General features: G+C 31.8%; 11 protein-coding genes. All 11 read right to left on the bottom strand.

What is annotated here, in order from left to right:
• Positions 1-20 precede the first annotated feature (20 nt).
• Entirely contained in the window at positions 21-2,189 is a 2,169-nt protein-coding gene (locus Q0050_RS09770; protein ID WP_298394875.1) for an ATP-binding protein, read from the bottom strand.
• 42 nt (positions 2,190-2,231) lie between these two features.
• Positions 2,232-3,224, bottom strand: a complete 993-nt coding sequence (gene gap, locus Q0050_RS09765; protein WP_298394872.1) for a type I glyceraldehyde-3-phosphate dehydrogenase — start codon at positions 3,222-3,224, stop codon at positions 2,232-2,234.
• Positions 3,217-4,098, bottom strand: a complete 882-nt coding sequence (locus Q0050_RS09760) for a cation diffusion facilitator family transporter (protein ID WP_298394869.1) — start codon at positions 4,096-4,098, stop codon at positions 3,217-3,219. Before Q0050_RS09760 ends, gap begins: the two co-directional genes overlap by 8 nt.
• 6 nt (positions 4,099-4,104) lie before the next feature.
• Positions 4,105-4,974, bottom strand: coding sequence for a lipoyl synthase (gene lipA, locus Q0050_RS09755; RefSeq protein WP_298394867.1), 870 nt, complete (start codon positions 4,972-4,974; stop codon positions 4,105-4,107).
• A gap of 178 nt (positions 4,975-5,152) precedes the next feature.
• Positions 5,153-5,974 carry an energy transducer TonB gene (locus Q0050_RS09750; protein WP_298394865.1) on the bottom strand — a complete coding sequence of 274 codons (822 nt, stop codon included), beginning with the start codon at positions 5,972-5,974 and terminating at the stop codon, positions 5,153-5,155.
• Between the two features lie 423 nt (positions 5,975-6,397).
• Positions 6,398-6,949 carry a sigma-70 family RNA polymerase sigma factor gene (locus tag Q0050_RS09745; RefSeq protein ID WP_298394863.1) on the bottom strand — a complete coding sequence of 184 codons (552 nt, stop codon included), beginning with the start codon at positions 6,947-6,949 and terminating at the stop codon, positions 6,398-6,400.
• Positions 6,940-8,046 (bottom strand): glycosyltransferase, encoded by a 1,107-nt coding sequence (locus tag Q0050_RS09740; RefSeq protein WP_298394860.1) that lies wholly within the window; start codon positions 8,044-8,046, stop codon positions 6,940-6,942. The genes Q0050_RS09745 and Q0050_RS09740 overlap by 10 nt, the downstream gene beginning before the upstream one ends.
• A 126-nt stretch (positions 8,047-8,172) precedes the next feature.
• On the bottom strand, positions 8,173-9,186 hold the full coding sequence (gene murB, locus Q0050_RS09735; protein ID WP_298394858.1) for a UDP-N-acetylmuramate dehydrogenase: 1,014 nt from the start codon (positions 9,184-9,186) through the stop codon (positions 8,173-8,175).
• 93 nt (positions 9,187-9,279) lie between these two features.
• Entirely contained in the window at positions 9,280-9,954 is a 675-nt protein-coding gene (locus Q0050_RS09730) for a DUF2461 domain-containing protein (protein WP_298394855.1), read from the bottom strand.
• Positions 9,955-10,001: 47 nt separating this feature from the next.
• A complete protein-coding gene (locus Q0050_RS09725; protein WP_298394852.1) occupies positions 10,002-10,694 on the bottom strand; it encodes a rhodanese-like domain-containing protein in 693 nt (230 codons plus the stop codon).
• 56 nt (positions 10,695-10,750) lie between these two features.
• Entirely contained in the window at positions 10,751-11,830 is a 1,080-nt protein-coding gene (locus Q0050_RS09720; RefSeq protein ID WP_298394849.1) for a DNA replication/repair protein RecF, read from the bottom strand.
• Between the last annotated feature and the right edge of the window lie 164 nt (positions 11,831-11,994).

Below are 11,994 nucleotides of genomic sequence, written 5' to 3'. Positions count from 1 at the left end.
GTTAGAAATAACGTCTTTTTTTATAACAAATGCTCCGCGATTATTTTGTAAAACTGCTCTGGATTGAACGGTTTAGTTATTACATCATTCATACCATAAGAAAGTAGCATTTCTCTATTTTCATTTAGTGAAATTGCGGTTAGCGCAATAATCGGTATTTCGTTATTGAATTCTCTAATTTGTTGTGTGGCAATCGTTCCGTTTATTCCAGGTAAATGCACGTCCATTAATACCAAGTCGTAGTCGTTTTTTTCCTTTAAATAAGTAACACTGTCTTCGCCATTATCTACAATTTTGCAAAACATACCTTTATTTTCAATCATTTTCTTGGTTATCATTTGATTGATTTTGTTGTCTTCAACTAGTAGTATTTTTTTGTTTTCAATGGCAACATTATCTATTTGTTGTTCTTTGATAACTAGTACTTCATTCTCACCAATTACAAAAGGTAGCGAAAATGAAAACGTTGTACCAAGTCCGACTTTACTATTGATTTGAATAGAACCACCGAGCAATTCAATAAGTCTTTTTACAATCGCTAAACCAAGTCCGGTTCCACCATATTTTCTATTAATTTCAATAGAACCTTGAGAAAAACTTTCAAATATTTCACTTTGTTTATCCTCAGGAATTCCAATACCATTATCAGATACTTTGAATTGAATTAGCACGCTTTTTTCCTCGACATTTTCAATTTTTGCTATCAGTTTAACGTAACCATTTTTAGTAAATTTTAAAGAGTTACTAATTAAATTAATAAAAATTTGCGAAAGTTTTGTTGGGTCACATATTAGATTATCAGGAATGGTTTCTTCGATTTCTAAAATGAAAGTGTTGTTATTCTCGTGTGCAATTTCTTTAAAAGATTTTTGGATATTAGAAAGTTGCAATTTCAAATCGCTATTGATTTGCTCGATAGGAATTTTTTCTGATTCGATTCTATTAATTTCCAAAATGTCATTTATGAAAGTAATCAAGTAGTTACCTGAAAATTTCAAAGAATTAAGGTAATTCAATTGGCTGTCTTTTGGGTTTTCCTCAAGCAAAAGATGTGTTATACCATTGATAGCATTAAGTGGTGTTCTTAATTCGTGACTAACTGTCGATAGAAATTCAGAACGTGCTCTACTTGCTTTTTCTGCATTTTCTTTAGCAATTTCAAGTTCGTTATTCTTTTCTTTCAACAAAGCATTTGATTGCGTTCTTAGAATGTTGTTTTTGTACAGTGATAAACTTAAAAGGGATAATATTGAAATTAACGCAATGGCTAAAATGCTTATCAATTTGGCAAAAGTATTAGCTTTCTCCTGATTTTTGGTATCCTTATCAATTTGTTCAATAAGTTTTAATTTTTCTGAATCCTTGAAGGTTACAAAATCGTTGGTTCTTATTTTTTGTTCATTTTCTGATAGAAAACTATCTTTTAACCTTAGGTATTGTTTTAACAAAAAGTGGGATTTTTCAATATCTATAGATTTTTCGTAGCATTCGCTTAAAGCAAGTACAATATTCGCCTTTTGTTCTAGATTGTTTTCATTTAATTCTAATGCTCTGTTGAAATAATTAACAGCTAAGTTGTATCTTTTTTTTGTAAATTCTATCGTACCAATTTGATAAAGTGCTTCCGCTTTGGTTTTGTAACGATCATTTGAATTTTCATTTAAGATTAATTTTTCAAACATCAACATGGCTTGATTTATTTGTCCTTTTTCTTTATAGACTATTCCTTTTTGAAGGCTAAGTAATTCATTAGCATCGGTAATTTTGATGTTTTCATAAATTGCTTCTGCTGTGTTAAAGTTTTTTTCGGCTTTAGATAAATCATTTTTATTTAAGTAACACACTCCTAAACTGTAATGCGCTAAAGCTTGTTGAGAAGAGAAAGGTAAAGTCGTATAGATGGCAATACTTTTTACGAAAACATCTATGGCATCATCTATTTTTTTTAACTCTAAATAAATGATTCCCAAGTTAGAATAACTATCGGCAATTGATTTTTGATTATTGATTTTATTAGCAAAGTCAATTGCTTTTTGCGAGTACATCAAACAATTTCTATAGTTGCCATTTTTTTTATTGAATTTAACTAATTCAATATAATAGTTTGTACTATCAATTTTATCCGCTTGTTTCTTTTGAGAAAGCGAGAGTATAGGCAGAAAAAAAAGTAATATAAAAATATACTTCATAGGTAGTCTTAACCATTATTAACGACAACCAAAGTAAAGAAATTATTTTTGAATATAAAATATTAGATCAATTATTCTCGATGAATAACCAATTTCGTTGTCATACCAACCCACAACTTTCACCATTTTGTCAATTACCGAGGTAAGTTGAGCGTCAAAAAGGCAAGAATTTCTATTTCCGATGATGTCTACTGAAACGATTGAATCTTCGGTGTAGTCTAGAATTCCTTTTAAACTGGTTTGTGATGCTTTGAGAAATGCTTCATTGATTTCTTGAATGGTTACCGCTCTTTTTACGTTAAAAGTGATATCGGTCAAAGAACCATCTGGAACTGGAACTCTGATACCACAGCCACCAATTTTTCCTTCCATTTCTGGAAATATCTTTGTCAAAGCTTTGGCTGCTCCAGTTGTAGTGGGCACAATAGATTGGCTAGCACCACGAGCACGTCGCAGGTCTTTATGAGGTTGGTCGTGTAAACTCTGGTCGGTTGTATAAGAATGAACTGTTGTAATGTAAGCTTGTTCTATACCACACAAATCGTTAATTACTTTAATCATTGGTGCAGCATTGTTGGTAGTACAACTAGCATTAGAAACGATAATTTCACTACCGTCAAGTATGGTTTCATTTACACCAAGAACAACTGTTTTTATTTCTGGAACTTCCGATGGAGCTGAAAGTATTACTTTTTTTGCACCCGAAATTATATGTGCGTTGATTTCGTCAAATGTTTTGAATTTACCTGTTGATTCAATAACAATGTCAATACCATCCCAATTAAGATTTGAGATTTGTTTTTGATGGAAAAATAAATAGGATTTTCCATCAACAATAATAGCATTTTCGTTAAAAGAAACCGAATAGGGTAAAACACCGTGAATGCTATCATACTTTACTAAATGTGCCATCGTTCTATTATCAGCAATATCATTGATGGCAACTACTTCAATAGTTGGGTGATTGATCAATAATCTAAACAGATTTCTACCAATTCTTCCGAAACCATTTATGGCAATTTTTGTTTTATTCATTGGGTTCAATATGTATCAAAACGTGACCTAATTGTGGTATTTCTTCACGTAAAGTGTCTTTTAAATTATGAGAAATGTCGTGACCTTCTTTTACTGTAATTTTAGCGTCAACCACAGCGTGAAGATCAACGTGGTATTTCATTCCGGCTTTTCTAATAAAACATTTTTCGGTTGTAATTACACCTTTCACTTGTTGCGAAACTATTCTAATTTCTTCGATTAATTCATCATATAAATGTTCGTCCATAATCTCGCCAAGCGCAGGTCTGAAAATGAGGTAACTGTTATATAAAATAAAACCTGATGCAAAAAGTGCTGCCCAATCGTCTGCCGATTCATATCCTTTTCCTAAAAATAAGGCTATTGAAATTCCGATAAATGCAGCAACCGATGTTATGGCATCACTGCGATGGTGCCAGGCATCGGCTTTTAAGGATGAACTGTTAGTTTCAATACTTTTTTTCATCACCAACTGAAAAGAGATTTCCTTCCAAATGATGATTATCCCAAGTACTATTAAGGTCCAAGCTTTCGGTAAATCGTGCGGTGTTCCAATGTTTAAAATACTTTCGTAGGCAATTATTGTTGCTGAGGTGATCAAAAATCCAACGACAATAAAAGTGATCAATGGTTCCGCGCGACCGTGTCCGTAAGGATGATTATCATCAGCTGGTTTATTCGAATATTTTATTCCGAATAATACTAAAAATGATGAAAAAATATCGGTAGTAGATTCTATAGCATCAGCAATCAAAGCATAAGAATTTCCGAAAAAACCTGCTAAACCTTTTACAAGAGCTAAAGCAGCATTGCCTATTAAACTAAAATAGGTCGCATTAATTGCAGCTTGTTGATTAGCTAAATCTCTAGGCATTTCCAATTATAAAATGTGTTTTTCCGCGTGATAAGAAGAACGAACTAACGCACCACTTTCTACGTGACGAAATCCCATTTCTTTGCCTAACTTTTCGTATTTTTCAAATTGCTCTGGAGTGATAAATTCTTTAACTGGCAAATGTTTTTTGCTTGGTTGCAAGTATTGACCAATAGTGATGATGTCAACATTTTGATTTCGAATGTCTTGCATCGTTTCAATAACTTCGGCTTCTGTCTCGCCCAAACCTAACATAATTCCTGATTTGGTTCTTTTAATACCTTTTTCTTTAAGATATCTTAAAACTTCTAGACTTTTGTCATATTTAGCTTGAATTCGTACTTCGCGAGTTAATCTTCTTACGGTTTCCATATTGTGAGAAACAACTTCAGGATTTGCTTCAACGATACGGTCAATATTTCTTGTGTTTCCTTGAAAATCAGGAATCAAAGTTTCTAATGTTGTATTCGGATTCATTCGTCTTATGGCTTGAACGGTTTCTAACCAAATAATAGAACCCATATCTTTCAAATCATCACGGTCAACACTGGTGATAACAGCGTGTTTGATTTTCATTATTTTAATAGAACGCGCTACTTTTTCAGGTTCATCCCAATCTACATTTTCAGGTCGGCCTGTTTTTACACCACAAAATCCGCACGAACGCGTACAAATATTACCTAAAATCATAAAGGTTGCCGTTCCTTCACCCCAACATTCACCCATATTTGGGCAACTGCCTGAAGTGCAAATGGTATTTAATTTATATTTATCAACCAATCCACGAAGTTCTGTATATTTTTGACCAATTGGTAATTTTACCTTCAGCCATTTTGGTTTTCCAACTGGTAAATTATTTTCGGTAACCGTTTCCATAATTCAAATTTAGATTTGCAAAGATACGAATGTAGATTGTAGTTATTGAATTTTCCATTTCAGAATTTTTGTCATATTAAGAAATATTTATCATTTGTTTTAACAAAAAAAACTGCCTCATTCAAGAATAAGGCAGTTATCATTTGGCAACTTAATTTTCAAGTCAATGAATCAATAATTACAGCATTACCGTTATTGGAAGCGTAAACTGAGTTCTAACAGGTTGACCATTTTTTATTCCTGGTTCCCATTTAGTTTTTAATGTTTTTAAAACTCTAATGGCTTCTTTATCTATTTCTGGTGTTGTTTTTCTAGTAACTTCAATATCAGTCATTGTGCCATTTTTTTCGATTACAAATGAAACCAAAACTCTAATGGATTGACCTTCTTCTTCTTCAATGTTTTGTTTTTCGAAATTAGTTCCAACATATTCATAGAATTTTTTTATGCCACCAGGAAAGAACGGTTGCTTGTCTAATTCAGATGTTCTAACTGGTCCAGTTGGAATTGATGGCGCTACATAAGGTTCTTTTCCGCCACCATCATCAATTCCTGGCGTGCCTGAAGTTCCAGGTGTTCCCGTTGTGGCAATTGGCGCATTGCTTTTCGGTAGTTCATCATTAGTTGGAATCTTTTCTTTGGCCTCTGATTTTGGTGCTACGACTAATTTTTTATTAACAAGTTCTTGTTCAACTGGTGCTTTCTTGTTTGAAATCGGTTCAATTGGCTTTGGTTCATCTCTTTCTGGCTCAACATAATTGTCGATTGTGATGACGGTATCAATAATAGGAGGCGCCGGACAAATAACTGGTTTCGGACTAAAAGAGCTAAATAATAATCCCATTCCTGATACAAAACCTATAAAAAGCAATCCTGAGAAGAATGCAATTATGGTTGTTTTAGAGCTGTCTTGACGCAATTTATATGCACCATACTCTTGGTTTTTTCCTTCAAATACAAGGTCTAACCACTTTTTTTCAAAGATACCTAATTTTGACATAGTTTATAGTTTTAATTGTTAAGTATCAATGTTACATATGCGTTGAATTTTAGATTTTAGATTTCAGATTTTAGATTTTAAAAAACTTTGTAAGGTTATTGCAATCTGTTTTATTTTTTAATAACGCAGAGATTATTCTAATATTGTGTGATTTTTGTAATAAAATGTAATTAATTATACTATATAGTTTAAAAACTGAAGTTAGAGATGGTTTTTTGATAATTTGAAAATCTGTTCAATACCTAAACTAAATAACCCTGATTACTTCACAGCGTGTTTTTTTATATTTGAATGCAGTGAATGCAAAGTATTTGTAATGGAAATCCTTTGTTGATAAACAAAGATTGAAATGAAAAGCAGGAAAATGGAAACCAAAAGCAACCAAGCTATTCGTTTCTTCCTTCAATAAGTTCAGGATAACAATTATTGTTTTGTTTGAATGATTTCTGCTAATAGTTTTTTAGCACGAAGTAATTTAATTTTAACATTGCTTAAAGGTTCGTCAAGCTGTTCTGCAATTTCTTGGTAACTCATTTCTTGGAAGTATCTTAACTGAATAACTTCTTGATAATGAGGTTTTAATTCTTTAATGAATTGCAATAGTTGCGATAAGTTTTGTTCTGTAATAAGTTCATCTTCTGCTGATGGTGAGGTGTCGGCAATATTATAAGCTTGTTGGTCTTCTTCGTCAGTGATTTCTACAAAAAGCGTTGATTTCTTTTTACGTAATAAATCAATGTGAACGTTTTTAGCAATTGCAATTAGCCAAGTATTAAATTGAAATTCAGGATTGTAAGTTGCTAATTTGTCAAATGCTTTAGAAAAAGTTTCGATTGTAATATCTTCGGCATCAGTTTCATTTTCGGTACGTTTAAGCATAAAACCATATACCTCATTCCAATAATGGTCGAGTAGGTAAGTGAAAGCAACTTGATCGCCTTTTTTAGCTTTTTCTATGTACGGAATTATTTCCACTGCACTGGTTTTGAAAAGGTGTTAGTAAAAAACACATTGAGTTGGGTAACTATCAAGATGATTTCAATTATTGGAAACCAATACATTACATCTTTTTCTTTTAGTTTTCCTGCAGCAAATCCTAATGAGATCCACGCAAATAGATAACGGAAACCAATCAAACTTAGTACAACGATCCATTGAAATTGAAAGGCTAAAAGTACAATTGGCAAAATTAAAAATAATAATTGTGTAGCATAAAAGATGGCCAATTGTGTTCTGTCCGATGCTTTGTAATGTTTAGCTGTTGCAACGTGACGTCTTTTTTGGGTAAACCAACTTTTAAAACTTGTTTTTGGTTTAGAGTAGGTAAAACTTTCAGGTGAATAACAAACAGCAGTATTTGTTGCACGAGCAGCTTGATTGATGAAAAGATCATCGTCACCAGAGCGAATTTTCATATGATCAATAAAACCATTTACTTTAAAAAATTCTTCTCTTTTGTAGGCCATGTTGCGACCAACACCCATATAAGGTTTTCCTAATTTTGCCCACGAGAAGTACTGCGTAGCAGTCAATAAAGTTTCAAATCGGATGATTTTATTTAGAAACGAACCTTTTATTTTTTCGTAAGCACCATAACCCAACACAATTGTTTTTTGCTGTGTAAATTGCGCCGACATTTCTTTGATCCATTCTGTTGATGTTGGATAACAATCGGCGTCAGTGAAAAGTAAATATTCGTTTGTAGCGGCTTTAATTCCTAATGTTAGAGCAAATTTTTTGTTTCCCCAAAAGGCTTCGTTGTTTTCAACTTTAACTAGTTTAATATTTGAATATTGTTTTTCAAAGGCTTCAAAAACCTCTAAAGTTTCATCACTTGATGCATCATCAATAAGTACAATTTCATATTCGGTATAGTTTTGTTCGGCTAATAAAGGTACAAATTTCTTAACGTTTTCTTCTTCGTTTTTTGCACAAACAATTACTGAAATCGGCACTCTCTTTGGTGTTGAGGTTTGCGGTTTAGCAAAAGAAAATTTACCAAAAAATACTACATAATATAGGAATTGAATAACTACAACAGCAATAAATAAACAAAGTAAAATTAGTAACATAATGGCTTTTTTGTCTTATTTTAAAACGACTGCAAAAGTATGAAATTCAATTTTGATTAACGAATTATGCTTTGTGAAATTTTTTTAACATTTCTTACACTAAAAGTGTAAAGTTGAAATACCACATTATATTACATTAACTTCCGCCTCAATTGCAATTCCGTATTTATCGAAAACCGTTTTTTGAACGTATTTTGATAATTCTAAAAGTTCTTTTCCTGTGGCATTTCCATAGTTTACAATGACTAATGCTTGGTTTTTATGAACTCCGGCATCGTCTTTTCTGTAACCTTTTAATCCTGCGTTTTCAATAAGCCATCCTGCTGGAACTTTGACTTCTTTGGGAGAAACTTCAAAATATTTTACATCCGGAAATTGCTCTTGTACTTTAAGAAATTGTTCTTTTGAAATCACTGGATTTTTAAAGAAACTTCCGCTATTTCCTAACTCTTTTGGATCTGGTAATTTGCTTTTACGAATTGCAATTACAGCATCAGAAACATCTTTTAATGTTGGAGTTATAACGTTCTGTTTTTCTAATTCTTTGGTAATGTCACCATATGAAGTGTTGATTTTATGATTGCGTTTTGTGAGTTTGAAAACTACCGATGTAATCACATATTTATCTCTAGCTTCTTGTTTGAAAATACTTTCTCTGTAGCCAAAATTGCAATCTTCTTTTGTGAAGGATTTCATTTCTTGCGATAGAATATTCATAGCTTGGCACGAAACAAAAGTATCTTTAATTTCAGTTCCATAAGCGCCAATATTTTGCACCGGAGTTGTACCTACATTTCCCGGAATCAAGGACATATTTTCTAAGCCACCAAAATTTTGATCGATGGTCCAAAGTACAAATTCGTGCCAATTTTCACCGGCTTGACTTTCAACCCAAACAAAATCGTCGTCTTCTTTTATGATTTTTTTTCCTTTTAAATCAATGTGAATTACCAAAGCATCAATATCTTTAGTCAACAACATATTACTACCGCCGCCAAGAATAAATTTTTTGTCTAAAGCGTGATTTTTCAGAATTGATTTCAAATCATCTAAATTATGAACGGCTACAAATTGTTTGGCTTTGGCTTCAATACCAAAAGTGTTGTATTTTTTTAAAGAAAAATTATTGTGGATTTGCATTTTTTTTGAAATTTTACAGCAAAGTTCGCAAGTATTTTTTTTGCAAAGTTCGCGCAGAGAAAGTTAGATGTTGGTATTTCTTTTTATGGGATTTTAATCGGCTGTTTCTAAAGCTCGTGTTAAAAAATCATTTAGTGGTTTTAATGCAATTAATTGTTGTGCAATTTTTTTGCTAAAATCAGGTTTTGTGAAATCTTTTTCATCAATTTTAGACGAAGCAGTGTAACTTTTTAATTTCAAAAACTCAATGGCTGGATGATTAGGATCAAAATCTTTCGGTGCTTTTTTCAATACATTGCTTTCGGCTCGATCCAAATCACTAAATTCTTTTTTGAAATTCTTATTTTCAACTATGGCTTCTAAATCGTCGTGAAAAAATTCGATTTCCTTTCGAATTAATTTCAACTCACTTGGTTCCGGACACCAAACTCCACCAGCAATAAAACTGTTTCCAGATTCAAAATGAATGTAATATCCTGGACTATTTTTACGGTTTTTATTTTGACTCATCCAAACGCCCATATTGGTTTTATAGGGTGATTTGTCTTTGCTAAAGCGAATATCTCGATTGATTCTAAACGTACAATTTTTTATTTCTAAATCTTCTAGCGATTTGTCCAAAGGTTTCATTTCGTTTAAGATAGATGCAATGAAATTATGATAGTCTTTTTTGTAACTTTCATAACGTTTTTTATTTGCGTGCATCCATTCAGTATTGTTATTGGCAATTAAATCGGATAGAAATTGAAGCGCTTCTTTTGTTATCATTTTGTATAGTTTCTAAAATCAAAAATCGTTAATCTTCAATTATTATTTTAAAGTTGTTTTCTAAAATCCTCTTCAGATAAATAACCTAAATGTTGCCAAGTTTTTTTACCATTTTCGTAGATTAAAATCACTGGTAATTCGTCAAGTTTCATTGCTTCTAAAAGCGATTTATTTTGGTCTGCATCTAATCGGATTAGTGAAATTTTGCCTTTTAATTCTTCTTGCATTTTAGTTAAATAAGGAGCCATTTTTTTACAAGGCGCACACCATTTTGCTGAGAAATTAATTATTACTTTTTGGTTAGAATTAATTAGTTTTTCAAACTCTACACCATTCATTCCAGTTGGTTTTGCACTTGAATTAATCGTTTTTTTACCCGTCCATTTCATAATGCCACCATCTAAATTATAGATTTCTTTGAATCCTAAGTCTGATAGTTTAGTAGCGGCTTGACTGCTTCTTCCTCCAACTTTACAATACACAAAAACAGGTTTTGATTTATCTAGTTTAGCTACTTTGTCAACAAAATCATTTCCATTCCAATTGATGTTTGAAGCGTTTTCAAGGTGTTCAACAGAAAATTCTTCTGGCGTTCTAACATCAATTAATTGTGGACTTTCAGTTTTTGCTAATTTTTCAGCATAGGAAGCACCATCAATAGTTGAAACCGTTTTCGGTGTTTGACCTTGACAACTAGTAAATAAAATAAAAATAAGTACTAAGGAAATAAATTTTTTCATATCGTTTTTTTAAACTACAAAATTAAACAAGTAAAAATAGTACAATATAACAAATGTTACAAACTAAATATTTTATAACTCTGGTGCGTCGTTTTTACAATAGCCTCCGTGCGTTCAGGATGTGTATCCGATATAAATAATTGCCCGAATTCTTCTTCATTGACCATTGCAACAATTTTGCTGACGCGCGTTTCATCTAGTTTATCAAAAATATCATCAAATAGAAGAATTGGTTTTTCGCCACTTTGTTTTTTTACGAATTCAAATTGTGCTAATTTCAAAGCAATTAAAAAGGATTTTTGTTGTCCTTGAGATCCAAATTTCTTAATCGGAAATCCATCGATTTGAAAAGCCAAATCATCTTTATGAATTCCAACAGAGGTATATTGCAAGGCTCTATCTTTGCCAAGGTTTTGATCTAAAAGTGTTAACATATCGCCATCGAATAAATGACTTTCATAGACTAATTGTACGTTCTCTGCGGAATCAGTTATTGCTTGATGGTGCTTGTTGAAAATAGGAAGAAACTCGGCTAAGAATTTCTTGCGTTTTTCAAAAATATTGTGACCTAATCCATCTAATTGTTCATTATAAATTGCTAAAGTATCTGACTCAAATACATGATTTAAAGCAAAATATTTTAGCAAGGCATTGCGCTGGCTGATAATTTTTTGGTACTGAATTAATTCTTGCAAATAAGAAGCATCTAATTGCGAAATTACCGTGTCAATGAATTTTCTTCTAGTTTCACTACCTTCAATAATAAGGTCATTATCAGCAGGAGAAATAATTACTAAAGGTATAAATCCAATATGGTCGGAGAATTTTTCATATTGTTTTCCGTTTCGCTTTAAGATTTTTTTCTGTCCTTTTTTAAAACTGCTAACGATTTGTTCGTTTCGTTCTAATTTTTCAAATTCACCATCTATAACAAAAAACTCTTCATTGTGTTTAATATTTTGCACCGCTAACGGATTAAAATAACTTTTTCCGTAGGCTAAATGATAAATAGCATCAAGTACATTAGTCTTTCCGATGCCGTTTTTTCCGACAAAGCAGTTGATTTTGGCATCAAATTCGAAGCTAGCTTCTGAAAAATTTTTGTAATTGAATAAAGAAATTTTTTTTAAAAACATTTGTGATGGCTTACTATTGCTGGGAAAAGAGCTAAAATTAAATCTCTTTTTTTTGGTGGGTGCAAATTATTGAAAAATATCGACAAAAATCGCTTTTAATTATCAATAAAAATTTTATTTTTGCGCACACTAAATTAAATTTAAATGGCAACTTATAATAAGAG

It is taken from the genome of Flavobacterium sp. (assembly GCF_027483985.1).
In the GTDB taxonomy this organism is placed as follows: domain Bacteria; phylum Bacteroidota; class Bacteroidia; order Flavobacteriales; family Flavobacteriaceae; genus Flavobacterium.
This window is presented reverse-complemented; position numbering and strand designations above follow the sequence as displayed.